Here is a 25029-nt window from a genome sequence, read left to right as displayed (position 1 = left end):
GGAGCGGTCGGCGAGTCGGTCGACCGATGGCAAGGTGGAGAAAGATGATGCGACGAATGATCCGGCTGGCGGCCTGTCTGGGGCTCGTGGGAAGCGCGGCGACGGTCGTGGGGCAGGTCGCCCCCGAGAAACCGACGCGAGCGGAGGAGGTGGTGTGGCCGGGCGTGAAGTCCACGGGCTCCGTGCTGCTGCCGAACGGCTGGTCGCTGAAGCCGGCCGGAGGTCAGACGCCGCTCGGCGACTTCCCGATCCTGCTGGCCGAGCACCCCTCGCAACCGGTCCTGGCCGTGCTCCACGCCGGCTACGGCGAGCATGAGGCCGTCACCCTCGACGCCGCCACCCGGCGCGTGATCGGTCGCGCGGCGGTGCCGCAGACCTACGGCGGGATGGCCTGGTCGGCCGACGGTGCGAAGCTGTTCGTGGGGGGCGGGTTCGACGGGGTCGTCTACGCGTTCGACCACGCCGACGGATTGCTCTCGAACCGTCGCACGCTCGCCCTGCACGGGTCCGCCGCGGCCGCGGAAGGCGATGCGACCACCCCCCTGCCCCGCTCCCGACGCGGCGCCGAGGAGGCGAAAAGTGCGGTCGCAGGGCTTGCACCGTCGAAGGACGGCGCGTCGCTCTGGGTCGCGGACGCCTTCGGCCACAAGGTTTTTCAGGTCGACCTGAACGCCGGGAAGGCCGTCGCCGAGATCGCCCTGCCGACCGACAGCTATCCCTACGGCCTGTTGCTCGACGAATCGCGGGGCAGGCTTTACGTCAGCCTCTGGGGACGCGCCGAGGTCGCCGTCGTCGAGACGGCCGGGCGGAAGGTCGTCGGGTCGTGGAAGACGGAGGAGCACCCCAACGAGATGCTCGCCGCCAAGGGGGGGCGGTTCCTGTTCGTGGCCAACGCCAACCGCAACACGGTGAGCGTCTTCGACGCCGAGGCCGGGCGCCCGTTGGCGACGATCGGCACCGCGATCCACCCCAAGGCCCCGTCGGGCGGCACGCCGAACTCGCTGGCGACCACGCCCGACGAGTCGCTCCTGTTCGTGGCCAACGCCAACACCAACGACGTGGCGGTCGTCAACATCGCCGATCCGGCCCGCAGCGCCCCGCTGGGATTCATCCCCGCCGGCTGGTATCCGACCTCCGTGCGGACGTCTCGAGACGGGAAGTCGCTCTGGATCGTCAATGGCAAGGGGACCTCGTCCAGGTCCAATCGTGAAGGGCCCGTCCCGGGGATCGCGACCCCCTCGATCCGCGAGTACATCGGCGGCCTCATGAGGGGGACGCTCTCCACCCTCCCCATCCCCAACCCCAAGCAGATGGCGCAGTACACCAAGACCGTGTACGAATGCTGCCCGCTGGCCGCCGAAGGGTCGGCGACGGCGTCGGGCCCGAAGCCGCCGGCCGGCAACCCCATCCCCGGCAAGGTCGGAGACCCCTCGCCCATCAAGTACTGCGTCTACATCATCAAGGAGAACCGCACCTACGACCAGATCTTCGGCGACATGCCCGAGGGGAACGGCGATGCCAAGCTCTGCCTCTTCCCGGAGGAGATCACCCCGAACCATCACGCCCTGGCCCGCGAATTCGTCCTGCTCGACAACTTCTACGTCGACGGCGAGGTGAGCGCCGACGGCCATGAATGGACGATGGGCGCCTACGCGACGGACTTCGTCGAGCGGACCTGGCCGCTCGGCTATCGCGGCGACCGCCGGGTCCCCTACCCCGCCGAGGGCAAGCTCGAGATCGCCTTCCCCTCCGGCGGCTATCTCTGGGACAAGGCCAGGGAGAAGGGCGTGTCCTACCGCTCCTACGGCGAGTTCGTCTCCAAGGGCGCCGACGGAGTGATGACGACGAAGATCGAATCGCTCAAGGAGCATTTCGACCCGCACTACCCCGTATACGACCTCACGGTCCCCGACCAGAAGCGGGCCGACCGGTTCCTGGTCGAGTTGAAGGAGTTCGAGGAGAAGGGGGAATTGCCCCGCCTGATCGTGATGCGCCTGCCGAACGATCACACCTCGGGCACCCGCCCCGGCGTCCCGACCGTGCAGGCGATGGTCGCCGACAACGACCTGGCGCTCGGCCGGGTCGTCGAGGGCCTGAGCCGCTCGAAGTTCTGGAACGAGATGGCCGTGTTCGTGGTGGAGGACGACGCCCAGAACGGGTCGGACCACGTCGACGCCCACCGCACGGTGGCGCTGGCGATCAGCCCGTACATCAAGCGGAAGGCCGTGGACTCGACGATGTACTCCACCTCGTCTATGCTCCGCACCATGGAGCTGATCCTCGGCCTCGACCCGATGAGCCAGTTCGACGCCGCCGCCCGTCCGATGTGGGCCGCGTTCACCGAACAGCCCGACGCCGCCCCGTTCCAGCACGTCCCCGCGCGGATCGACATCAACCAGCTCAACGCCGCGGACGCCCCCGGCGCCGAGGCGTCGCTCAAGCTGGACCTCGACGAGGAAGACAAGGCCGACGACCTGGTCTTCAACGAGATCATCTGGAAGGCCGTCCGAGGGGCCGACTCCGTCATGCCGCCCCCCGTCCGCGCCGCCTTCGTCCTGCCCAAGCCCGAGCGTGACGACGACGACGATTGAACGATCGCACCAACGGCCGCCGCGTCGGGACATCCCTGGCGCGGCGCGACCACTCGTCGGTTCAGGAGGTCGCGCGAGGGGCCTCGGCGGCCAGGTAGGCTTCCAGCGGAGGGCGTCGGCCGGGATCGGCCACCGCGGCCTCGCAGGCGAGCGCCACGGCGAGCAAAGTGGACTCGTCGTGGAGGCGGCCGGTCAGGGTGATGGTGGTGGGGGCGGGGCGGCCTTCGCGGTCGCGGAGGGTGGCGGGGAAGATCACCGAGGGGTGGCCCGTCAGGTTGGTGATCGTCAGGTCGACGCCCCCCCATCCGAGGAACACGTCGACCTTATCGAAGACCCGGTCCATCGCCTGCATCAGCAGCGTTCGAACCCTCGCGGCGCGGAGGTACTCGACGGCCGGGGTGAGCTGGCCGACGCGGAACGTCTCGGGCCACTCGTTGAGGCCCTCGCTCACATGAGTTCTCGTCAATTCGTCGAACACGGCGGCGGCCTCGGTGCTCAACATCAGCGAGACGGCCCAGGGCGGATAGTCCGTCGGCAGGTCGATGGGGACCATCTCGAAGCCCAGGGCCCGGAGCGTCCTCACCTCGGCGCGATCGTCCGCGGGCTTGCCGTCGATCGACGGGACGCCGATCCGAATCTTTCCCACATCGCCGGCGGGAGGCCAGGCGAACGGCCTGTCGACGGCGGTCGGGTCCAGGCCGTCGCGGCCGTGGATCGCGTCCAGGATCAACGCGCAGTCCTCGACCGACCGGGCGATGGGGCCGATCTTGTCCATCGTCCATGACAGCGACATGCAGCCGTGGCGGCTCACCCGGCCGAAGGTCGGGCGCAGGCCCGCCGCGCCGCAGGCCCGGCAAGGGGAGATGATGCTCCCCAGGGTCTCGCTGCCGATCGCGAAGCCGACGAGCCCGGCCGCCGCCGCCGAGGCCGACCCGGCCGACGACCCGCTCGATCCCCGGCGCGGGTCCCAGGGGCTCCGGGTCATGCCGCCGTGCCAGCGGTCGCCCATCGCCAGGGCGCCCATGCTGAGCTTGGCCACGAGGACGGCGCCGGCCTCCTCCAGGCGCGCCGCGACCGTCGCCTTGACGTCGATCACGCGGTCCTTGAACTGCGGAACGCCCCAGGTGGTCGGATAGCCGGGATGGGCGATGAGGTCCTTCGCCCCCCAGGGAATGCCGTGCAACGGGCCGCGATGGCGACCGGCGGCGATCTCGGCGTCGGCCTCGGCCGCCTGCCGGAGCGCCAGATCCTCGGTGAGCGTCACGACGCATTTCAGGAGCGGATCGAACCGCTTGAGACGGCCCAGGTAGAGCTTCGTCAGCTCGACCGAGGTCAGCTTGCGGGACCGCACGAGTTCGGCCAGGCGCGAGACCGGCAGGAACGCCAGTTCCTCCTCGTCGGCGGGGCGCTCGATCGGCGTCGTCGCGATCGGGACGGCCCGGTTGCGTTCCACGGTCGCGCCCGGCGCGAGGCCCGGCGCGGGGTTGAACTGGATCGCCGGGAGGACGTCGTAGCCGATCTCGACCTTGCGCAAGGCTTCGAATCGGCGGAGGCTGTAAGCGACCGACTCGGCCACTTCGGCGCGCTCGGCGTCGGTGAACTCGACGCCGGCGATCCACTCGGCCTGGCGTACCATCTCCGGGGAGACGGCCCCCTTGTCGACAGCCTGCGCGGCCAGGGCGCGTCGGACGACGGGACCGGCGAAGCCGAGGGCCGCCAACCCCTGCAACACCGCGCGGCGGCGCAGACGCGTCTCGCCGCGCGGTCCCTCCTCGGGATCGACGCTCTTCCGGCTCATGTTCGTCGCCTCACGGCTTCGCGACCGCCTCGAAGAGCTTCTCTTCCTTGCGGACGATCCGGTCGGTGATCGCGTACGTCTGACCGGGGTCGCGCTCGGGAAGCTCGTACATGACTTCGAGCATCAGGTTTTCCATGATCGAGCGGAGCGCCCGGGCGCCGGTGCCTCGGGCCTTGGCGAGTTCGGCGACGGCGTGGATCGCCCCCTCGGTGAACTCGAGCTTCGCGCCGTCGAGGTGGAACAGCACCTGGTACTGCTTCGTGAGCGCGTCCTTCGGCTCGGTGAGGATCCGGGCGAGGTCGGCGATCGAAAGCTGGTCCAGGGTGGCGATGATGGGCAGTCGACCGATCAATTCGGGGATCATGCCGTAGCGTTCGAGATCCTCGGGCGTGACCTGGGAGACCAGCTCGTTGCGCTCGAGTTCCTTGTCGTTGGCCTCGCCCCGGCCGAAGCCGATCATCTTCCGGCCCAGCCGCTTGGCGATGATCTCTTCAAGGCCGACGAAGGTTCCGCCGCAGATGAACAGGATGTTGGACGTGTCGACCTGGAGGTACTGCTGCTCGGGGTGCTTGCGGCCCCCCTGCGGCGGGACGTTGGCGGTGGTCCCTTCCAGCAGCTTGAGCATCGCCTGCTGGACGCCCTCGCCGGAGACGTCGCGGGTGATGGAGACGTTCTGGCTGGTCTTGCCGATCTTGTCGATCTCGTCGATGTAGATGATCCCCTTCTCGGCGGCGGCGATGTCGTAGTCGGCCGCCATGACGAGCTTGAGGATCAGGTTTTCGACGTCCTCGCCGACGTATCCGGCTTCGGTCAGGGTCGTGGCGTCGCCGATGGCGAAGGGGACGTGAAGCCGACGGGCCAGGGTCTGGGCCAGGGCCGTCTTGCCGCAGCCGGTGGGGCCGATCAGGAGCACGTTGCTCTTGGCGACCTCGACGTCCTTCAGGTCGGGGTCGGTAACCTCGCGGCCGAGCACGCGCTTGTAGTGGTTCACGACGGCGACGGCCAACGTCTTCTTTACATTCTCCTGGCCGATGATGTAATCATCGAGGTGCGCGACCAGCTCGCGCGGGGTGGGGACCTTGTCGATCTGCACCCTGGCGCGCTCGTGCTGCTGGAAGATCCCCTCGCAGACCTCGACGCACTGGCTGCAGATATGGGCGATCCCATGATCCGGCGCGATCGGCTGGAGCGCCTTCCCCTCGATCATCGGCCCGACCTCGGAGGCGGGTCGTCCGCAAAAGTCGCAGGCCATCGGGATCGGCCCGGCGGGCGTACTGCCTTCACTCATGATCTTCGAACTCATCCCTTCGCGTGGTGTACGGGCTTTTCCGGGCCGCGATTGTCTCATATTCGGGCGGCCGTCTCCTAGAGGAACGGCGACGCCGCGATCCCGGAGAGTCCGCCCGACTTTCGACTTCCGACGACCTTCGACTTATCGGCGACCGGCCTCGGGGTTCGTGAATCCGGCCGTGTGACCCGCCGCGGCCGCAACAGGGAGCTTCGCCGTGCCTCGACGCGATGACACCGACCTGGCCCTGGGGCTCCGTGCGCTCCGCGACGGCCTAATCGACCAGGCAAGCCTGCTCGCGGCCTTCGAGGTCTGGGAACGCGAGCCCGCCGCCACGCTCGTCGAAGTCCTCCGCGCGCACGGCCGCCTGGTCGACGCCGATCTCGCCCGCCTGAGCGGCGATCCGATCGGCGGCTTGACGGTCGGCCAGACGTCCGAGACCGTGGCGTACGCGGGGCCTCCCCTACCGACCGGAAACGCCGGCGCGGCCGATCCGCCCCCCAGCCGGTTCCGGATCCTCGGCCTACACGCTCGCGGCGGCCTGGGCGAGATCTACGCCGCGCTCGATACCGAGCTTGATCGCCGGGTCGCCCTCAAGGAACTCCAGCCACGGTACGCTCACGACGAGATGAGCCAACTCCGGTTCCTCCAGGAAGCCGAGATCACCGGACGCCTCGAACATCCGGGCGTCGTCCCGGTCTACGGACTCGGCCGGCACCCCGACGGTCGTCCCTTCTACGCGATGAGGTTGGTGGAAGGAGAGACGTTCCGTGCGGCCGTCGACCGATTCCACCAGACCGGGAAGGCCGCCCGGCCCGAAGAGCGCGAGCTGAGCTTCCGTCGCCTGCTCCGAAGCGTCGTCGAGGTTTGCTTCGCGCTCGGCTATGCGCACAGCCGGGGCGTCGTCCACCGCGACGTCAAGCCGGAGAACATCATGCTCGGCCGGTTCGGCGAGACCCTGCTGGTCGATTGGGGGATCGCCAAGGCCCTCGATTCCCCCGAGCCGGCGTCCCCGCACTTCGCCCAGGGCTCCGCCGTGAAGGACCTGCCGTACATGACCCGGCCGGGGTCCGCGATCGGCACGCCTCAGTTCATGAGCCCGGAACAGGCCGAAGGAGATCCCGACCGGATCGGCCCGGCGAGCGACGTCTACGGCCTGGGCGCGACCCTGTACTACCTGCTCGTCGGCCGCCCGCCGTTCGTCGGCGACGACGTGGAGGCCATGCTCGTCCAGGTCAGTCGCGGGATCTTCCCGTCGCCCAGGCGGCTCCGCAAGGACATCGACGCCGGCCTGGAAGCGATCTGCCTCCGGTCCATGTCCGCTCGCCCCTTGGACCGTTACGCCTCCCCGCTGGAAATGGCCGACGCCCTGGAATCCTGGCTGGCGGCGATCCGCTATCGAGACGAACAGCAGGAGGCGATGGAGCAGGTCCGCGACTCGCAATCGAGACTCGCCCTGGAGCGGGCCTCGACCTGCTTCAATCGGGGACGAGACGGCGAAGGGATGCTCTGGCTGGCGCGAGCCCTGGAACACGGGCCGTCGGAACGGGACCGGGGCATCCGCGCGAGCCTCGCCGCCTGGCACCGCCGCGGCCGGAATCTGGAGCGGACGATCCCCCAGGTGGGAGAGATCCGAACCCTCCGCTTCAGCGACGATGGCCGACGCCTGGCGACGGCCACGGCCGACGGCGTAGCACGGATCTGGGACGTCTCGCGAGGGACGCCGCTGGGGCCGGAGATGGTCCATCCCCGCCCCATTCGGGCCCTGGAGTTCACGCGAGACGGCCGGCGACTTTTCAGCGGCTGCGAAGGGGGCGTCGTCCGGCGCTGGGACGCCTTGACGAGCGAGCCGCTCGGCGAGTCCAACAACCTCGGCGCGGCCGTCGCCATGCTCCACCAGTCGGTCGACGGCGCCTTCCGGGCGATCCTCGATCCCGGCGTCCGGGCCTGGATTCGAGACGCCGAGACGGGCGAAGCCCTGGCAGACGAATCCGGCCCGCTCGGCTTCGGCAGGCGAAGCGGCCTGGCCGTGGGAGGGTCGCGGGTCGTCGTCGCGAGCGAAGCGGGCGAGGTCTGGTCCTGGGAATCCGAGGACCGCCGCTGGGGCGATCGTCCCCGCCTCCACCCCGCCCCGCTGACCGCGATGGCGGTCCACCCCGCGGGAGACCGGGTGCTCACGTGTTGCCGCGACGGCCTGATCCGCATCTGGGGAGATGAGGACGCCTCCCCCTTCATCGAGCAGCCATACCATGACGAGATCGTCTGGGCGGGGTTCAGTCCGACCGGCGACGTGATCGTCCTGGTCTCGAAGTTCGGCGACGGTCACATTCGGTCGGCCCGCGACGGGACGATGAGGGGGGAGCCGTTCGTCCACGACGGCAAGGACGCGCCGGTGGCGTTCCACCCGGACGGTTCGCTGATCGCGACGCGGGGCCGCGACGGCCTCGTCAGGTTGTGGGACGTCGCCTCCGGGCTGGCCGTCGGCCCGCCGCTGGACCAGGGAGGCCGCGTCGTCGTCCTGGCGTTCTCGCCCGACGGCCGCCGCCTGGCCGCCGGTTGCGCCGACGGCTCGGTCCGATCGTGGAAGCCGCCCGAGCCGGCGACCGGCGATGCCGAGCGGATCGGCCTCTGGGTGCGAATCGCCGTCGACCTGGACCTGGACGCCGGCGACGTGGTGCGCCCGCTCGACTCCCTGGCCGGCTGGGAGATGCGCCGACGCCTTCACGAGTTGGGAGGCCCGCCCGTCAAGTAGCCGCGGCCAACTTCGGGAAAAACTCCGACATCGGGGAGAACACCGAAATCTCGGCGGCCCTTATGCGAAGGACTCCCCGAGCAACGGAAAAGCCGGCCTGGCTCGACCTGGCTGCGTCTCGGTTTCAGGAGTCTCCCATGCAGATCATCGAGGTCGGTCAAGACGTGGCTTACAGCTTCCCCTGGTTCGCCTGGATCGCGCTGGCGGCGATCGTCTGCAGCACCTTCAGCGTGGCCGTGAAGATGATCATCGCGCATCGCGAGCGGATGGCGATGATCCGCAGCGGGATCGATCCCGATTCCCCGCACCGTAAGCCGGTCTTCGACGACGTGGCCTGACCAGGCGCGGCCCGTCGCGGCGCGGGGATTCGGGGGGTTCGCTCAGCGTCGGCGGGTGTCGGCCGCCTGCGAGGCGTCCGCCATCACGACGGGACGGCCGTCCGAGGCGTCGGGCCGGCGGTTCTGCGCCACGAGGTCGCGGAACTGGGCGCGGGTCTCGGGCGTCGCCTCCGGCTCTCGGACCGCGACCTGCGTGGCCCAGGTCGGATAGTTGACGACCAGCTTGCTCATGAGCGAGACGAACTGGCCGGCCTCCGTCACCTGATCTTCCAGCATCCGCTCGATGACCGGGCGGAGGGTCCGAGCCAGGGTCTTCCACCCCTTGGAATCGACCTTCACGAAGGCTTCGACGTCGTGCTGGACGTAGGCCTCCTTGTTGACCTCGCGGTAGTAGCCGGTGTGGACCACCAGCACGACCCGGGCGTCGACGCGGGTGTTGCCGCGAGGGCTGACGAAGTTCAGGTTGGCCAGCATCACATGGACCTTGGGCGACCTGACGAGGAACTGCCAGGCGGCCGAGGAGCCCGCGCCGTCGTCCCCCTGATACGTGTCCGGGCCCAACCGCTTGATCTTCACCGGCGACTCGGCCAGGTCTTTCCAGAGCGCCAGCGTGATCGCCGGTTCGTTGACCAACGCCAGATAGAGCGAAGGATCGCACGGGAAGGATTCGGCGGCGCCCTTGCGGTGGAACGTATGGTCCCGGATCACCTCGCTGACGGGTTCGCGGAACTCGGCCGGGATCTGCTCGAGCGGGACCACCTGCGCCGGATCGATCTTCGACCAGCCGATCCCGGCCCCCAAGGCGGCCTGCGTCAGGCCGACGCAAAGGGCCAGCAGCAACCCCCGCCCCAGCGCCTTGCCGATTCCCGAGCGTGATCGGTCGTTCCCAGGTCCGCTCATGTCACGCGCTCCATCGACTCTCGATCGCGTCGGGCGCGACGGCCCCTGGGACTCCTTCCCCAGGCCCGCGCCCAACTCCCCTTGACAGACTCTAGAAATCGGTCATCGGGCCCACATTCCTGACCCTGTCCTGAGTAAAGGGGGTAATTTCCGACCCCGGAGAAAAACCGGGCGATCTGGGAAAACCCTGAGATCGCGCGTATCCGGTCGATCTCGGCAGGTGTCGGCAGGAAGGCGTGAAAACTCCAGGGGAAATCGAGATCGGGGTTGCCGCCCCGACGAGACTCACTAAGATCCACCTCGAATCACGAGGACGCGCCGTCCGCCTCGGAAGGCGGGCGTTTCGTCGCGGACGCCCTTCGATCGATCGCCCTTCGCCGTCACGGCGGCTTCACGTCTGGTCTGGGCGGCGATCGAACCGGAAGACGTCCCGTCGGCGCGGGAATCAAGGGATTGGATTCCGAACAACGCAGGGAGGCCGACATGCCAGAGCGAGGTCGAGCAGGACTTTGGATCACGGGCGGCCTGGCCGTCGTCGCGACCGGCGCGGGCCTGTTCTGGGCGTCGAGCGCCCGGCGGCCGGCGACCGAGGCCGGGGCGGCGCAGCAGGCGGCCGCGAGCTTCGGCGAGTCCAGCACGACGGCCGAGCTGGCGGCCGGGCTCCGATCCGGAGACGCCCGGGCCCTGGATGTCGTCCGCAAGCGTCTGACCACCGAGCCCGACGCCCCCCGGGTCGCGGTGACCGAGGCGCAGGCCGGCGAATTCATCGAGATCCTGACGGCCGTGCGGGCGGGCTTCCTCCAGTTCGCGGCCCCGGGCCGCGCCGCGGCGGCCGTCGTGGCCGCGACGATCCTGGACAAGTTCGGCGTCGACCCGGCCCCGGCGAGCTACATCGAGATCCTCAAGCCGATCCACGACGTCTACTCGGCGGCCCTGGCCGACACCGACTCCGACGTCCGCTTCGTCGCCCTCGGCGAGAGCCACCGCTTCTGGGCCTGGATCCCCGGCCGAACCCCGTCGACGATGGAGGAGCAGCGGATCGCCGAGTGGAAGGAAGCGATCCACCGCCCGGTCGTCCGCTGCCTGGCCAGCACCGACCACCGCACCCGCGCCGCCGCCATCTACTCGCTGGGCTACCTGCTCATCGACTCGGCCGCCGCGCCCGCGCTGGCCTACCTCGACGACCCCGCCGTGGAGGTCCGTCGCCAGGCGGTCGTCTCGTTCGCCGGCCGTCCCGGCCTGCTCACCGAGGACCTGCTCCTGAAGCGGCTCCACGACTCCGACGCCGCCATCCACGACGCCACCGTCGCCGCGCTCAAGCTCCGCGGCCTCAACCAGGAGTTGATCGGCCTGGGCGGCCTGATGACCAGCCCCCGCGCCGACCAGCGGGCCTCGGTGATCCCCCTCATCAAGGATCGCACCGACATCGACCCGGTCGTCTGGCTGCTCCAGCTCTCGCACGACCCCGACGAGACCGTGCGGATCCACGCCGTCGAGGCCCTCGGCGCCCAGAAGGTCGCGGACGCGGCCGTCAAGCGGCGGATCGTCGAGATGGCCAAATCCGACGCCTCTCAGGAAGTCCGCCAGGCCGCCGGCAAGCTGATGCCCTCCGCCGAGGAGACCACCGCCTCGCTGCCGCCGCTCCCCGGCTCGTCGCTCCTCAATCCGAAGGCCAACTGAGCCCGAGGCCGCACGGCGCGATACTCAACGACGCGAGCGGGATGGGATCCGACCCCTTCCGCTCGCGTCGTCGTTTCGAACGCCCCCGCCTCTGCACCTCCGATCAGAGCGAACGGAGGAGCCGGACGGAGTACGCCTGAACGTCCCGGTTCAGCTCGTCGAGGTCCCCCAGATGTTCCTTCGCGTCCTCGATCCGATGGTCGGAGGTTTTCCGGGTGCGGAGGACCTTCAGATAATCGCGAAAGCCGGGGAGGCGATCCTTGTGGTTCAGGAGGAAATGAACCAGGGTCCACGACTCCGCATAGGCGAGCAAGACCCGGCCGAACAGCCCCTGCCGGAAGGCCGAGTCATCGACGAGCAGCTCGCGGATCGGGATCCAGGCGATGCTCCGGCGCAGCTTCGCCAGGTCGTCGAGGCGGCCCAGGTTGAGGCGGCCCAGGTCGCTGGGGCCGAGCACCTTGCGCGGCTCCCCGTAGGTTCCCAGTCCCTCCATGATGCTGACCGGGATATCCGCCGCGCGTTCGAGGAGGCCTGTGTTGAACGTCAACTGGTGAGTGACCTCGTGCGCGATGGTCTGGACGTTCTTGGTCGACGCGCGACTCACCATCGGCACGTTTCGCCAGTCGAAGACGCTCAGGACGTTCGTCGACCGTTCGTAAAGCCCGACCGGCTGCGCGCCGCCCGTGGACGGCATGCCGTAATACTTGCCGAACGAACGCTCGTCGAGGAAGCCGATCACGAGCAGCGGACGTTCCGGCTCCTTGACGTCGAAGCCTCGATCCTGGAAGTGCCGCAGATAGGCGAGGGCGAGCAGCTCGCAGTCGGTCAGGCTCGACCTCATGAACGACTCGGCCGCATCGCCGATCGCGAGGTAATGGTTCGATTTCAGCCGTCGCGGCTCGCCCAGGCCCACCTCGCGGAGCTTCCGCTCCACCTCGGCCGCGTCGGCGTCGTTGAGCGTGATGGGGGGGGCCCCGGACCCGCCCTTGGCCTCGTCCTGGACGGCGGCGGGCGAACGAGCCGCGGCCGAGGCCCCGAGCAGGCCGACCGCCGCCGCGTGGAGTAGGTCGCGTCGGCGAACTCCGTGGGTCGTCTTCGAATCCATCATCCTCGTCGCTTCTCCCCGCGCCTCGGCGACGCGTCCACCCCCGCGCCTTCTCGCTCGGTCCGACTCATCCGATTGTAAGGAGCGGGTCGAGCCCCCGACCAAAGCGCCTTCCCGCCGCATCCCTTGAATCGTCGAAATTCCGGGTGGTCGGCCGACTCCGGCGCGACGCTCTCCGGTCGACCCCGAGGGCCTGGAAGGATATGTTAGATTGGCGGTGGGAACCTCGCGGAACGATGAAGGAGACGGCCATGTCGACGTCGCTCGCCCGGATCTTCGGCCTCGCGGCCTGCCTCGGTGGATTCGTCCCCGCGACGGCCGCCGACGAGCCGCCGAAGCCACCGGACACCCTGATCCTGTTCGACGGCGCGACGCTCGACGGCTGGAAGAAGACGCCCTTCTTCGGCGCCGACACAATCGACGTCCGCGTCGCCGACGGCGCGATCGTCCTCCCCGTCGGCAGGTCGATGTCGGGCGTCACCACGACGCGGACCGACCTGCCGAACTCGAATTACGAGTTGTCGTACGAGGCCATGCGCACCGAGGGGAGCGACTTCTTCGCCGCCGCGACCTTCCCCGTCCGGGAGGGGTTCCTCACGCTCGTCAACGGCGGCTGGGGGGGCAACATCACCGGGCTCTCCAGCATCGACGGGGCCGACGCCTCCGAGAACCAGACGACGGTCGGCTACAAGTACCGCGACAAGACCTGGTACCGCTTCCGCATCCGCGTGACCGACCAGGCCGTCCGCTGCTGGATCGACGACAAGGAGGTCGTGAAGGTCGACGTCCAGGGCCGCAAGCTCGGGACCCGGATCCAGGTCCGCGCCAGCGAGCCGCTCGGCTTCGCCACCTGGGAATCCGCCGGCGCCGTCCGCAGCGTCAGCCTCCGGCCGCTCTCCCCGGCCGAGGTCGACGAGAATCGCGTCGAGACCCCGTAAGCGGCCCCCGGATCGGGCCTGGACGCCTTCCGCACCCCCGTCGTTGAGGCCGAGTCGAGCGATGACCGTGGACGATCAAGGGTCGGTGACGCACTGGCTGGGCGATCTCAAGGTCGGCGACCTGGCCGCCGCGCAGCCGCTCTGGGAACGCTATTTCGGCAAGCTGGTCGTCCTGGCGCGCGGCAAACTCCGGGGCCTGAACAAGTCCGGGGCCGATGAGGACGAGGAAGACGCGGCGCTCTCGGCCTTCAACAGCTTCTGCACCGGCGCCGCGCGCGGGAAGTTCCCCAAGCTCGACGACCGCGAGGACCTCTGGAAGCTCCTGGTCGTCATCACCGCGCGCAAGGCGTTCGCCCAGGCGGGCCGCGAGCGCCGCCTGAAGCGCGGGGGAGGCCGACGCGCGACGGAGGCCGACCGCGACCCGAAGGGCCTGGACCTGCTCGCCGGCCCCGATCCCAGCCCCGAGTTCGCCGCGATGGTCGCCGAGGAATTCCAGCGGCTGCTCGACGCCCTGGGAGACGACGTGCTCCGCGAGGTCGCCGTCAGTCGCATGGAGGGCTACACCTGCGACGAGATCGCCGAGCGCCTCGGCTGCGCCCGCCGCACCATCGCCCGACGGCTGGACCTGATCCGCAAGACCTGGATGCACGGCGACGAGGAGCCCCCATGCTGAACCGCGAGGAGGCGCCCCCGAAGACCGACGCCCAGGGTCCCGGCTCGCTGGCCGCCGCGCGTCGCATCCACGCCGCCTGCGAGCGGTTCGAGGCCGACTGGAAGGCGCGGCCGCGTCCCCGAGTGGAGGACTACCTCGGCGTCCCCGACGACCCGGATCGGCCCCACCTCCTCGAAGAACTGGCCGGACTGGAGATCGAGCTGAGGATCAGCCTCGGCGAGCGGCCGAGCGCCGCGGAGTACCTCGCCCGATTCCCCCGAAACGCGGCCGTCATCGCCCGACTGTTCGACGAGCCGGAACTCGACCCGGGCCTCGGGGCGACCGAGATCTGGCCGCCGCCTCACCGAGACGGCGCCCACTCCGCCGCGTCGGCGTCGGCGTCGGCGTCGACCTCCGCGCCCCCCGTCCAGGGGCAGCGGCTCGGCAAGTACGAGTTGATCGACGAGCTGGCGCGCGGCGGCATGGGGGTCGTCTACAAGGCTCGCGACACCGCGCTCAATCGGGTCGTGGCCATCAAGATGATCCTGAGCGGGGCGATGGCCACGGAAGCCGAGCGGGAGCGGTTCCGCCGCGAGGCCGCGCTGGCGGCGAAGCTCGACCACCCCAACGTCGTCCCGATCTACGAGGTCGGCGAGCAAGACGGCTTCCTCTACTTCACGATGCGGCTGGTCGAGGGGGGGAGCCTCGCGGGCCGCCTGGATCGGTATCGCGAAGACCCGATGGCCCTCGCCGACCTGATCGAAGTGCTGGCCCGGGCCGTCCAGTACGCCAACGAGCAGGGGTTCATCCACTGCGACCTGAAGCCCTCGAACATCCTGATCGATCGCGACGGCGTCCCCCAGATCACCGACTTCGGGCTGGCCCGCCAGGCCTCGCGTGACGACTCGATCACGGCGTCGGGGGCCGTCCTGGGGACTCCCAGCTACATGGCCCCCGAACAGGCCTCGGGCGAGCGCGAGGCCATCGGCCCGGCGACCGACGTGCACGGCCTGGGCGCGATCCTCTACGAACTCCTGGCCGGGAGGCCGCCGTTCCGCATGGCGACCACGATGGAAACGGTCATGCAGGCGATCTACTGCGACCCGATCCCTCCCCGCGAGCTTCGCCCCCAGGTCCCGCGCGAGCTGGAGCACATCTGCCTGAAGTGCCTGGAGAAGTCGCCGAAGGATCGATATCCAACCGCCGAAGCCCTCTCGGCCGACCTGGCCCACTTCCTCCAGGGAGACCCGATCGACGCCACCGGCCCGATCCAGAAGCTAAGGCGCTGGAGCCGTCGTGAGCCGGAGATCGTCGCGAGGCTCTCCGGCCTGGCCCTCGTCAGCCTGCTGACCGAGCTGAATTACCGCGTCCTCTCCCCGTTCCCCGACGCACTGGCCCATAGCTCGGTCCAGATGGTCCTCGGCCTCTGGGCCGTGCTCACGCTCCTCTTCCAGCAGCTTCAGCGTCGAGGTTGGCAATCCGACCGCCTCCGCGGCTGCTGGATCCTCGGCGACATGACCTGCCTGACCCTGCTGCTCTGGATCATGGAGGACCTGGACACCCCGCTCCTGATCGGCTACCCGCTGATGATCGCCGCTTCGGGCCTCTGGTTCCGCGAGGGGGTCGTCTGGTTCACCACCGGGCTGGCGATCGCGGGGTATCTGGCGCTCTACGGCCATGCGGCCGTCGACTGGGGCCGGACGAATCCCGGCTGGATGAAGCCTGGAGTCCTCCCCTACGGCAACATCTACGTCGTCTGCCTGGCGCTCTCGGGGTTCGTGGTGGCGCGGCTGGTCAAGCGCATCCGGGTCATCAGCCGCTACTACGAGATGCGCCGCGTGAATTGAGCGCGGCCCGCGCTCGATCACTCCGCGGCGGCGATCCGGCGGGCTTGCTCGACGTCGCGGGAGATCTGCTGCAAGAGGTCGTCGAGCCCGGCGAACGCGCGTGTCGGTCGCAGGCGTTCGAGGAACTCCAGCTCGATGAGCTGGCCGTAAAGGTCGCCTCGGAAGTCGATCAGATGGGCCTCGACCTTGAACTGCTGCTCGCCGAACGTGGGGTTGGGGCCGATGTTGCACGCGGCGGGCCAGCGCGAGGGGGGGGAGCCGGGCTCCACGCCGGGGACGAGCACGGTCGCGGCGTAGACGCCGGGGGCGGGGATGAGGACGTCGATCTCGTCCAGGTTCGCCGTGGGGACGCCGATCCCCGCCCCTCTCCCCGCGCCGTGGGTCACGAGGCCCCGGATGCGGTGCGGCCGTCCCAGGAGATCGCGGGCCTCGGCGACCTGGCCGTCGACCAGGCAGCGACGGATCCGGGACGACGAGATCATCCGGCCGTCGTCGGTCATCAACGGCTCGGCGACGTGGAGCGCGACGCCCGACTCCCGGCACCACCGCCCCAGGACGTCGACGTTCCCCTGGCGGTCCCGGCCGAAGAAGAAGTTCGGCCCTTCCACCATGCCCCGCGCGGCGAACTGGCCGAGAACCACCTGCTCGAAGAACTCGCGGGCCGACAGCCCCAGGAGCCAGGGGCCGGTCCGGAAGACGGCGACGTCGGAGACGCCGGTCGCCATCAGCAACTCGATCTCCCGATCCATGCGGACGAGAGGCTCCGGCGTCTGCTCGGGGCGTAGAAGCGCCGCGGGATGGGGATCGAACGTCACCGCGAGGGCCGGGGCCCCGGCCGCGTCGGCCCGGCGGACCAGCTCGGCCATCAGCCGCGCGTGCCCCCGGTGGACGCCGTCGAAGTTGCCGATCGTGACGTACGCGCCGCGAGCCCGGGCCGGAAAGTCTCGAACGTTCTCGATCGTGATCACCGACGCGTTTCCTCGCATGCCCGGGCGGCCCGGCCGACGGCCCCGCCCTTGAAACTGCCCCACCGTCGGCCCATGCTGGATGGATTATCGCCGGGCCGACCGCGCGCGGTCAATGCGGCCCGGCCGCGTCGAGGAGGGCTGGGTCGGGATGCGGATTGCAGTCATCGGCGACGGCGAGGCCGAGCGGGCCTGGGCGGACTGGGTCCGCGAAAGCCCCGACCACGTCCTGATCGCGACGGGAGACGTCGACGAGGTCCTCTCCGCGACGGGCTTCGACGCCGTGGTGGTCGGCGGGCCGATCCCGGATCGCGCCGAGGCCCTCCGTCGCGCCTCGGTCGAAGGGCTGGCCGTCGTCTGCCTCCATCCGCCGGGCGCGGACGCGCTGGCCTATTATCATGCGGCGGCGAACGTCGAGACGGCCGGGGGCGTGGTCGTCCCGGACCTCCCGATGCGGCTCCATCCCGGCCTCGCGCCCCTGCGTTCGGCGATCGTCGACGGCTCGCTGGGCGAGTTCCGATCGTTGCGTCAGGTCGTCCCGGCCGTCGTCGGCGAGGACCTCGTCCGCGTCAGCTTCGCCCAGTCCATCGACGTCCTCCGCTCCCTGCTCGGCGAGTTCCAGACCCTGACCGCATCGGGCGATCCCGAGGGAACCGAGCCCGCCCACGACCTCGTCGTCCGACTCCGCGCCGAGGGCGGGCGGCTGGCCGAGCTTCGCATCGCGCCCGGCGAATTCGCCAGCCTCGGCGTCATGGGCTCCGAGGGCGCGTGCGACCTCGACTTCGACGCGAGTTGGGATCCCCACGCCGCGATCCTCGAGTCGTTGCAAGTGCCGGGCGGGCGAGGCTCGACGCTGCTCGACGGCATCCGCGCCATGGAGTTGACCGAGGCCGTCGAGCGGAGCTTGCGCCGGGGCCGGACGATCGACCTGCACCGCGAGCCGATGGGCGAGGAGGCTCGCTTCAAATCGCTGATGACCACGGCCGGCTGCCTCGTGCTGCTCGGGGCCGTGATGCTCTTCGTCGCCGCCTCCGCCGGCCGGGCGCTGGGTTTCGAGGGGGCGGTCTATCTCGCCTACCTCATCCCGCCGGGGTTGGTCGCGTTCCTCGCGCTCCAGTTCCTCAGGCCGAGAGCCGCGACGCCCGACGAGCCTCCAGCCCTGGAGGGACCGACCGACTGAAAGGACTCCACGGTGGGGGAGGACGGCCCCTGGTCGTCGCGGCTCACATCTCGCGGATGTAATCGGCGGCGTAAGAGCGGACGTGCTTGCCGTTGAGGACGTGGAAGGTTCGCAGCCTCTCGATCATCGCGCCGCTGAACCGCTTGAGGGGAAGGTGGACGATCTTGCGACGGTAGATCCTGGCGAGGCGGCGCCAGGCCGCCGGCGGGGGGCCGGGGCTGACGACCGCGACGTGGCGGTCGCGACTGTGGAGGAAAGCCACGGCGAGCAGCCGTTCCTCCAGGGTGTCGAGCCGGTCGAATCGCGGGTCGGACCAGATTTCGGGGATCGGCCTGGGGGGGTAGAGGAACATGGCCCCGCCGTACTGGGCCTGGGCGATCCCAGGCCCGATCAGATTCCGGAACGGGTCGGTGGCGTAGAAGGCGAGCGTCGACTCCTCGGAGTGCTCGGCGTACCAGGTCGCGCGGTTCGTGTAGACCTTGGGATCGGCCGGGACGTCGAACAGGAAGACGACGACCTCGATCGACCCCCTTCCCGGCGGGATCACCTTCACGTAGACGTCGCCGGTGTGCCAGTTGCGGAGGGTCTCGCGGATGTCCAGGCCGTCGCGGACGCTGGTCGTGAACTTCTCGGAGCGGGCGAGGTCCGCCCCCAGGATGGCCCGCGCCTGCTCCTTGACGTGACGGTGGAAGCTCTCGATCCGGTCGTCCTCGGGGGGCCAGGAGCACATGCCGTAAGGGTCCCAGCGCTGGAGCCATCGCTTGCGGTCGGGTTCGTTCGCGCGAGGCTTCAGGGGGAGGCTCCGCCAAGACATGGCCTGGCCCGGCAGGCGGCTGACCATCGGGGCGCGGCCCCAGCCGGGGACCTCGGCCTGGCCCACGCCCATGCGCAGCATTTCCGCCCCCTGCGCTTCGAGTTCGCGGCCATGATCGGCGTAGGCGTACGAGCGGGCCGTCTCGACGACCGCCAGCGCGAAATCGTCGCCGCCGGTCTGCTTCGCGGCCGTGACCAGGGTGAACAGGTCCGGCGTGAGCCGGCGGTCGATCAACGCCAGATTGCGGACGTACCGGAACAGCGTGGACAGGAGCGACGGCGTGAGCCGCTGCGCGATCCTGGGACGGTCGGCCCGGAGCGCCTCGCGAGCCTGGAGCACAAGCTCCTTCACGCCGTCCACCGAGAGGTTGTCGTCCGGCGTCAATTCGCGCCGACCGCGCTCGTACAGGGCGGTGACGAACGGCAGCTCGCCGAGGAAGAACAGCAGGGTCTCGGGATCGACGGGGAAGCTCGACGTCGGTTCGAAGACCGGTTCGGATTCGGGCTCGTCGGGGATGAGTCGGAAGGCCTCGCGGATCCAGGGCCAGTCGAGGATCGAGCAGACGAGGAGCGTCCGTTTCCGTCGCTTCGCCACTTCGTGAAGCCGGGCGGCCATCCAGGCGATGCGATCCGTGGAAAAGCCTGGAGCCGGTCGCGGGATGGCCGAGAGCAGGGCGGCCGAGAACCGCTCCACCGGCACTCGCTTGAGGGCGTACGGGTCCGGGAAGACGCCGTGGACCGCCTCGAACCGGGGGACGTCCAGGTCGATGTATTCGCGAGGGATCCGCTCGCCGATCGCCGTGCGGATCGCCGCGACGACCCCCTGGCACGGGTCGATCGGGACGTAGCTGAACCCTTCGCCGCCGTCGACGTCGCGCCTGACCACCGCCGAGATCGTCGGCAGCCGTTCCACGGCCTCCTCCACGTCCTCCTGGAACGACGGGGGGAGCGGGACGGCCAGGCAGTCGTAGGGGCGGGCCAGGAGTTCCTCGCGGGCCTGGAGCGCGAAGTCCCCGGAGCCGTGCAAGATCGGCAGGACGCGAATCCCCGGGGCGATGGTCAGGAAGTCGTCGGCGTCGTTGGGCATGCGGTCCTCGACGAATTCTCCGGGTCGGCCTCGCCCCACCGGGGCGCTCTCGGGAGAGAGGTCCAGTCTAACATCGCCAGGGGGCCGAGGCGACGCGGGCCGACGCCCCGCGATCCCTCCTGGGAGAAAATGAAAACCGATCGGGACGGGGCCCGTGGGAATGTCGCCTAGAGAGTGTGTGAGCCGCCGGACGTCGCGACCGACGATCGGGCCGGCCCTCACGGGAGTCATCGCGAGCCCCCTCGCGATCGGGACCGAAGTCCCGCCCTATTGGGGAACGCATCGGCGATCGGCCGATGCCGTCCTCCGCGTCTAAAATCGTGCCTCACCCCGGCGAGCGAGCCCGTGCGCGCCCGCCTCGCTCGTCCTCATCCTCATCGTGCCGGCCGACCCGCGCGGCCCCTCGGCGATTCCCCGCGCCGAGGGCCCGGCCCGGCGTCCGGGCTTCGATTGCCGCATTGCGACCCGCGGGAGTGCCTGGCGATGGCTCAAGGTGAATTGACCCTGGCGACCGACGCGAACGCGACGCGAAAGCCCAGGAGCGTGCGCCTGGCCGCCTCGCCCGACGCGACCATGCCCGACCGGCGCCTCGAAGACTGGATCACCGTGAATCTCGACCCCGAGGTCGAGCGACCGGCGACCAACCTCTGGACCCAGATCGTCGGCAACCTGCCGACCGCTCGACGGAACCCCAGATCCGGGGGACGCCCGGAGAAGGGCCACAAATCCCGAGGCTGCTGGGAGCGGTTCAACGTCGTCTACAAGCGCGGGGTCACGATCGTCCGGCTCACGGACCGCTCGCTCGTGCAGCAGGCGGACATCAACGAACTGGCCGACGACCTCCGCGACCTGATCGACGTCGGCAACCACCGGATCATCCTGAACTTCGCGAAGGTCGAGCGGCTGGGAAGCTGGATCGTCGCGGCCGTGGTCGAGGCGCATCGCCGCTGCGAGGCGGCCGAGGGGGGCCGGCTCAAGATCTGCGAGGTGGAGCCCCGGCTGGCCGAAATCTTCCACCTGATCGGCATGGGGCGTCGGATCGTCGCCTGCCCCGACGAGCAGCAGGCCGTCGACGGCGCCTGGCCCGGCGCATCGCCCCCGCGTCCGCTGCCGGTCGACATTCTCGAAGCCCTGGTGAGCGCCTCGGCCCTCCCGCCGATCCGCGGCGGCGGCCCGGCGGCGGCGGACGACGACCTCCCGGCCATCGATCTGGAACCCGTCGAGGAGCCCCGCGCGTCCCGGCCGCGTCCCGAAGGGGACCTCCGGGGCAAGGTCTGGCTCCGCGTCGAGTGCGCGGGGTTCGAGGCCCGGATGATCCCCGTCACCAGGCGGCGGTTCGTCATCGGCCGCGACCGGGGGAGCCACCTGCGGCTGGGATCGGCGAAGGTGAGCAAGCGGCACGCGACCATCGAGATCCGAGGCGACCGCGCCTTCCTCCGCGACCTGGGTAGCACCAACGGGACCCAGCTCAACGGCGAGACGATCCAGGACGCCGAGGCCGAATTGCACACGCAGGATCGGGTCGTCGTCGGCCCGGCCCACTGCCGGATCTGGGTCGACGTCTCGCAGGAAGAGATGGAGCACCTCGGCGCGATCGAGCCCACCTGGGCCACGGCCGAGGTCACGCCCGACGAGGCGGAGGAGCCCGAGCCCGACTCCGACTCCCCCGCGACGGCCGAGGTCGCGGCCTACGACCCGGACGACGACGCCCCCGGCTCCCGGATCAAGCACGAGGTCGTCCAGGGAATCCTGGTCGTGACGCCGGTCCTCACCGACCTGGACGACGAGGCGGCCAACGAGGCGCTCCGGCTCCGGCTGATCGAGCTGGCCGAACAGCCGCTGCCGCGCCAGGTCGTCCTGGACCTGGAGTTCGTGGGCCGACTTTCGCGTCGGACCATCGGAGTCATCCTGGCCCACCACCTCCGACTCGACCAGGCCGGGGGGGGCGTCCGCCTGTGCGAGATCCATCCCCGGATCATGGCGCTGCTGGACCAGGTCCGGCTCACCATGCTGGTTGACTGCTACCCCTGCCTCGACGAGGCCGTGCTCGCCGCATGGCACACGCCGGCGCGGTCGACGTCGGGCTGAGCGAGGGCGGCCGGACGGCGCGTCGAACGGGGTCAATCCTCGTCGTCGGCTTCCATCGCGTCGGGGTGGAGCGGATCGTCGGGGTCGAAGAAGAGATCGCCGAGCCCGAAGGGCGCGTGCTGGCCGCCCAGGGAGCGCCGCTTGCTCCGGGCGAGCGAGTCCAGGTCGGTCGCCTCCTCGCCGAGCACCCTGGCGAGCGACTCGCGCCAGGCGGCGTCGCGGCCGAGCGGGTGGTTCGGGTCCTGGGCCATACGCTTGAGCGCGTAGCGGACGATGTTGATCCCGTCGCGCGGGGAGAAGTCGAGCTTCAGCGCGTGCGCCTGCTGGAGGAACTCGACGGTCAGGGTCAGCAGTTCGGCCTCGGCGAAGGGGAGATGGTACTGGAGGATGGCCATCTCGTCGTCGCGGTCGGGGAAGCCGAGTTCCAGGGTCGGCTGGAGCCGCGAGAGGATGTAGTCGGGGACCTCGTAGGTCGACTCGTCCTCGTTCATCGTGACGCAGACGCGGAACTCCGGGTCGGCGGGGATGGCGATCCCGGCGACGAGACTCTCGACGTAGCGGCGGTGGTCGAGCAACGGGGCGAGGCTCGCCCACGACTTCTCGTTCATCCGGTTCCCCTCGTCCAGCACGCAGACGCCGCCGACGAGCATCGCCGTCACCAGGGGGGAGGCGTGATAGGCGATCTTGCCGTTCTCCGCGAGGACGGGCGTGACGATCAGGTCCTCGGGGCGGGTGTCGGCGGTGCACTGGGCGATGTAGAGCGGCCGACCGCGCAGCTTCGCGGCGGCCGTCGCCAGCGTGGTCTTGCCGATGCCCGGCGGGCCGATCAGGCGGGGCGACAGCGGACGATCCCTCGGGTGGACCGTCAGCCAGCACGCCGACAACTGCCTCAGCACCTCGTCCTGGCCGATCCAGCCCTGATCGGTCGCGACGGGCTCGCTCAGGTGGAGCGTCACGCCGCCGATCATCCTGGTCTTCCCGGCGTCGCCCATGAACCTTCCCTTCCTCGTATCGTCCCTCGCACGAATTCCGCGACGTCGATTAAGATACCCCCATGCGCGAAGCGGAGCCAACCCCGAGTCCGGCGCCCGAGACGGCGTCCCTCCCCATCCGGCGGCGACGGGCCCGTCGCGCGGCCTGGACGGCCGCCGCGCTGGTCGCGGTCTGGCTGCTCCTCTCCTTCGCGGCGGTCCACCGGCTGACGCATCGGAAGCGGCCGCCGTTCCCGGAACCTGCCCCGACGGTCTCCTGGGGGACGCTCCGGGATCATCGCCTCTCGACCGCCGACGGCCAGGACATCGGCGCGTGGTACGCCGAGGGCCGCGACGACGCCCCGGCGGTCCTGTTCCTGCACGGCAACGGCGGGGGCCGGGGGCATTGCCTGGACCGCGCGGGGACGCTCGCCGCGAAAGCGGGCTGCGCCGTGATGCTGATCTCGCTGCGGGCGCACGGCGACTCCAGCGGCGACTTCAACGACATCGGCCTGGGCGCCCGCCGCGACGTCGTCGCCGCCGTGGACTTCCTGCGGACGCGGCGTCCCGATCGCCCGATCGTCGTCTTCGGCGTCTCGCTCGGCTCGGCCGCGGCGACGTTCGCGGCGGCCGACCTGGGGGATCGGGTCGACGGCTACGTCCTGGAAAGCCCGTACCAGGACCTCAAAACGGCCGTCTGGAACCGGACCCACGCCTACCTCCCGCCCGGCCTGGACAAGCTCGCGTACCTGGGGCTCCGCCTCGCCGGGCTCGCGTTCCTGCCGGAGCTGGACGCGATCTCCCCGCTCCGCGCGGTCGACGCGATCCCCGAGTCCACGCCGGTCCTGATCATGGCCGGGGAGGCCGACGACCTGGCATCCCCCGAGGAGGCCCGCGCGATCTTCCAACGGGTCCGCAACCATGGCCGCCTCGAAACCTTCCCCGGCGCGACGCACCACGACCTCGCCGCCGTCGACCCGGAACGCTACGAACGGACGATCGTCGAATTCGTCGCGGGTGCCCGTCGACATCCTCGATGATCCCTTTACAAGGCTCTCCCCCCTGCCCCACAATACGGACTTGACGTACGCCCAGTCGGGCCGGACGACCCCTCCACGAGCGCCGGGACGTCTGAAGTCTCCTCCCACGCAATCCGAGTCTGGACCCATCATGAGTGGCACGCAAGCCGCGTCGGACGAGTCGAAGGCGAAGTTCGACAACAACGGCCAGTACAGCCGGACCTCGATCCTCCGCTATGAGAAGATCTTCGGCGACAACTACATCAGCACCGGCGGCGCGGAGACGACCGACAACCTGACCGCCCGGCTCGCCGGCTTCCTCAAGCCCGGCGTCCGCGTCCTCGACGTAGGGAGCGGCATCGGCGGCGCGGCGTTCCACCTCGTCGAGAAGTACGGGGCGCAGGTCGTCGGCATCGACCTGGCCGAGGAGATGATCGCCGTCGGCCACGACCGGGCCAAGGCGGCCGGCATGTCCGACAAGGTCGAGTTCATCCTGGGCGACGTGCTCGAGACCGACTTCCCCGAGAAGTTCGACCTGGTCTGGAGCCGCGACGCCTTCATGCACATCCCGGACAAGGCCCGGCTGTTCGCCAAGCTGTACAGCCTGCTCGCCCCCGGCGGCAAGATCGTCATCACCGACTACGCCCGCGGCAAGACCCCCGGCTCGCCCGAATTCGAAGAGTACATCAAGAAGACCGGGTACAGCGTCATCGAGCCGGAGCAGTACGGCAAGGTCCTGGAATCGGCCGGCTTCACCGACGTGGTCGTCGACGACGCCACCGCGACCTTCATCGACATCCTCCAGCGCGAGGAAGGCCGGCTGGTCAACGAGCGTCAGGACTTCCTCGGCCACTTCTCCGAGCAGGACCTCAACTACCTCGTCGACCGCTGGAACATGAAGATCGGCTTCTGCAAGGCCGGCGACATGAAGTGGGGCATCTACCTCGGCACCCGCCCCGCCTGACCCAGACCCCGGCGTCGAGGCCGGGTGGACGTGATCATCACCCGACGAGCCCG

At 69.9% G+C, this 25029-nt stretch carries 18 protein-coding genes; 11 read left to right on the top strand and 7 right to left on the bottom strand.

Annotated elements, in window-relative coordinates:
* Positions 1–44 precede the first annotated feature (44 nt).
* Entirely contained in the window at positions 45–2591 is a 2547-nt protein-coding gene (locus tag VT85_RS04445) for a bifunctional YncE family protein/alkaline phosphatase family protein (protein ID WP_068411089.1), read from the top strand.
* Between the two features lie 61 nt (positions 2592–2652).
* Here VT85_RS04445 and VT85_RS04440 read toward each other — a convergent pair whose 3' ends face one another.
* Positions 2653–4389: an amidase gene (locus VT85_RS04440; protein ID WP_068411086.1), complete on the bottom strand. Its 1737-nt coding sequence runs from the start codon at positions 4387–4389 to the stop codon at positions 2653–2655.
* A 10-nt stretch (positions 4390–4399) separates the two neighbouring features.
* Complete coding sequence (gene clpX / locus VT85_RS04435; RefSeq protein WP_255376980.1) at positions 4400–5677, bottom strand: ATP-dependent Clp protease ATP-binding subunit ClpX; 1278 nt, start codon at positions 5675–5677, stop codon at positions 4400–4402.
* A 217-nt stretch (positions 5678–5894) separates the two neighbouring features.
* On the opposite strand from clpX, the gene VT85_RS04430 reads away from it, so the two are divergent.
* Both VT85_RS04430 and VT85_RS27350 read left to right on the top strand, forming a co-directional pair.
* Positions 5895–8429 (top strand): WD40 repeat domain-containing serine/threonine protein kinase, encoded by a 2535-nt coding sequence (locus tag VT85_RS04430; RefSeq protein ID WP_068411080.1) that lies wholly within the window; start codon positions 5895–5897, stop codon positions 8427–8429.
* A gap of 137 nt (positions 8430–8566) precedes the next feature.
* On the top strand, positions 8567–8767 hold the full coding sequence (locus VT85_RS27350; protein WP_068411077.1) for a hypothetical protein: 201 nt from the start codon (positions 8567–8569) through the stop codon (positions 8765–8767).
* Positions 8768–8809: 42 nt separating this feature from the next.
* Here the strand turns inward: VT85_RS27350 and VT85_RS04420 are convergent, their stop codons facing one another.
* On the bottom strand, positions 8810–9667 hold the full coding sequence (locus VT85_RS04420) for a hypothetical protein (protein ID WP_068411074.1): 858 nt from the start codon (positions 9665–9667) through the stop codon (positions 8810–8812).
* Positions 9668–10150: 483 nt separating this feature from the next.
* On the opposite strand from VT85_RS04420, the gene VT85_RS04415 reads away from it, so the two are divergent.
* Positions 10151–11347, top strand: coding sequence for a HEAT repeat domain-containing protein (locus tag VT85_RS04415; protein ID WP_068411070.1), 1197 nt, complete (start codon positions 10151–10153; stop codon positions 11345–11347).
* Between the two features lie 103 nt (positions 11348–11450).
* On the opposite strand, the gene VT85_RS04410 is transcribed toward VT85_RS04415, so the two are convergent.
* Positions 11451–12455 carry a DUF1570 domain-containing protein gene (locus tag VT85_RS04410; protein ID WP_068411067.1) on the bottom strand — a complete coding sequence of 335 codons (1005 nt, stop codon included), beginning with the start codon at positions 12453–12455 and terminating at the stop codon, positions 11451–11453.
* 248 nt (positions 12456–12703) lie between these two features.
* Between VT85_RS04410 and VT85_RS04405 the strand changes: the two genes are divergently transcribed.
* The 3 genes from VT85_RS04405 (at position 12704) to VT85_RS04395 (ending at position 15889) form a co-directional block, all read left to right on the top strand.
* Complete coding sequence (locus tag VT85_RS04405; RefSeq protein WP_197491084.1) at positions 12704–13390, top strand: DUF1080 domain-containing protein; 687 nt, start codon at positions 12704–12706, stop codon at positions 13388–13390.
* A 61-nt stretch (positions 13391–13451) separates the two neighbouring features.
* A complete protein-coding gene (locus VT85_RS04400) occupies positions 13452–14063 on the top strand; it encodes an ECF-type sigma factor (protein WP_068411061.1) in 612 nt (203 codons plus the stop codon).
* Positions 14057–15889, top strand: a complete 1833-nt coding sequence (locus VT85_RS04395) for a serine/threonine-protein kinase (protein ID WP_068411057.1) — start codon at positions 14057–14059, stop codon at positions 15887–15889. The genes VT85_RS04400 and VT85_RS04395 overlap by 7 nt, the downstream gene beginning before the upstream one ends.
* Before the next feature lie 17 nt (positions 15890–15906).
* Here VT85_RS04395 and VT85_RS04390 read toward each other — a convergent pair whose 3' ends face one another.
* The gene (locus VT85_RS04390; RefSeq protein WP_068411054.1) at positions 15907–16857 is read right to left on the bottom strand and encodes a bifunctional riboflavin kinase/FAD synthetase; all 951 of its coding nucleotides are present in this window, start codon (positions 16855–16857) and stop codon (positions 15907–15909) included.
* Between the two features lie 148 nt (positions 16858–17005).
* Between VT85_RS04390 and VT85_RS04385 the strand changes: the two genes are divergently transcribed.
* Complete coding sequence (locus VT85_RS04385) at positions 17006–18034, top strand: hypothetical protein (RefSeq protein ID WP_156512672.1); 1029 nt, start codon at positions 17006–17008, stop codon at positions 18032–18034.
* 43 nt (positions 18035–18077) lie between these two features.
* Here the strand turns inward: VT85_RS04385 and VT85_RS04380 are convergent, their stop codons facing one another.
* The gene (locus VT85_RS04380) at positions 18078–19934 is read right to left on the bottom strand and encodes a hypothetical protein (protein WP_068411049.1); all 1857 of its coding nucleotides are present in this window, start codon (positions 19932–19934) and stop codon (positions 18078–18080) included.
* Between the two features lie 483 nt (positions 19935–20417).
* Here VT85_RS04380 and VT85_RS04375 point away from each other — a divergent pair, with 483 nt between their 5' ends.
* Positions 20418–22022, top strand: a complete 1605-nt coding sequence (locus tag VT85_RS04375; RefSeq protein ID WP_082858356.1) for an FHA domain-containing protein — start codon at positions 20418–20420, stop codon at positions 22020–22022.
* Between the two features lie 32 nt (positions 22023–22054).
* Here the strand turns inward: VT85_RS04375 and VT85_RS04370 are convergent, their stop codons facing one another.
* Positions 22055–23014: an AAA family ATPase gene (locus VT85_RS04370; protein ID WP_068411043.1), complete on the bottom strand. Its 960-nt coding sequence runs from the start codon at positions 23012–23014 to the stop codon at positions 22055–22057.
* Between the two features lie 62 nt (positions 23015–23076).
* On the opposite strand from VT85_RS04370, the gene VT85_RS04365 reads away from it, so the two are divergent.
* Complete coding sequence (locus VT85_RS04365) at positions 23077–24033, top strand: alpha/beta hydrolase (protein WP_082858355.1); 957 nt, start codon at positions 23077–23079, stop codon at positions 24031–24033.
* A 130-nt stretch (positions 24034–24163) separates the two neighbouring features.
* Entirely contained in the window at positions 24164–24976 is an 813-nt protein-coding gene (locus tag VT85_RS04360; protein ID WP_068411041.1) for a methyltransferase domain-containing protein, read from the top strand.
* Positions 24977–25029 lie beyond the last annotated feature (53 nt).

Source organism: Planctomyces sp. SH-PL62 (assembly GCF_001610895.1).
Taxonomy (GTDB): domain Bacteria; phylum Planctomycetota; class Planctomycetia; order Isosphaerales; family Isosphaeraceae; genus Paludisphaera.
The sequence above is the reverse complement of the archived record's forward strand: the minus strand, read 5'-3'. Positions and strand labels throughout refer to the sequence as shown.

Excerpts from the sequence above, each read along its gene's own strand:
- VT85_RS04365 (WP_082858355.1), top strand. The coding sequence starts at position 23,077 with ATGCGCGAAGCGGAGCCAACCCCGAGTCCGGCGCCCGAGACGGCGTCC.
- VT85_RS04375 (WP_082858356.1), top strand. The coding sequence starts at position 20,418 with ATGGCTCAAGGTGAATTGACCCTGGCGACCGACGCGAACGCGACGCGA.
- VT85_RS04410 (WP_068411067.1), bottom strand. The coding sequence starts at position 12,455 with ATGATGGATTCGAAGACGACCCACGGAGTTCGCCGACGCGACCTACTC.
- VT85_RS04400 (WP_068411061.1), top strand. The coding sequence starts at position 13,452 with ATGACCGTGGACGATCAAGGGTCGGTGACGCACTGGCTGGGCGATCTC.
- VT85_RS04405 (WP_197491084.1), top strand. The coding sequence starts at position 12,704 with ATGTCGACGTCGCTCGCCCGGATCTTCGGCCTCGCGGCCTGCCTCGGT.
- VT85_RS04445 (WP_068411089.1), top strand. The coding sequence starts at position 45 with ATGATGCGACGAATGATCCGGCTGGCGGCCTGTCTGGGGCTCGTGGGA.
- VT85_RS04395 (WP_068411057.1), top strand. The coding sequence starts at position 14,057 with ATGCTGAACCGCGAGGAGGCGCCCCCGAAGACCGACGCCCAGGGTCCC.
- VT85_RS04385 (WP_156512672.1), top strand. The coding sequence starts at position 17,006 with ATGCGGATTGCAGTCATCGGCGACGGCGAGGCCGAGCGGGCCTGGGCG.
- VT85_RS04360 (WP_068411041.1), top strand. The coding sequence starts at position 24,164 with ATGAGTGGCACGCAAGCCGCGTCGGACGAGTCGAAGGCGAAGTTCGAC.
- VT85_RS27350 (WP_068411077.1), top strand. The coding sequence starts at position 8,567 with ATGCAGATCATCGAGGTCGGTCAAGACGTGGCTTACAGCTTCCCCTGG.
- VT85_RS04380 (WP_068411049.1), bottom strand. The coding sequence starts at position 19,934 with ATGCCCAACGACGCCGACGACTTCCTGACCATCGCCCCGGGGATTCGC.
- clpX (WP_255376980.1), bottom strand. The coding sequence starts at position 5,677 with ATGAGTGAAGGCAGTACGCCCGCCGGGCCGATCCCGATGGCCTGCGAC.
- VT85_RS04420 (WP_068411074.1), bottom strand. The coding sequence starts at position 9,667 with ATGAGCGGACCTGGGAACGACCGATCACGCTCGGGAATCGGCAAGGCG.
- VT85_RS04440 (WP_068411086.1), bottom strand. The coding sequence starts at position 4,389 with ATGAGCCGGAAGAGCGTCGATCCCGAGGAGGGACCGCGCGGCGAGACG.
- VT85_RS04415 (WP_068411070.1), top strand. The coding sequence starts at position 10,151 with ATGCCAGAGCGAGGTCGAGCAGGACTTTGGATCACGGGCGGCCTGGCC.
- VT85_RS04370 (WP_068411043.1), bottom strand. The coding sequence starts at position 23,014 with ATGGGCGACGCCGGGAAGACCAGGATGATCGGCGGCGTGACGCTCCAC.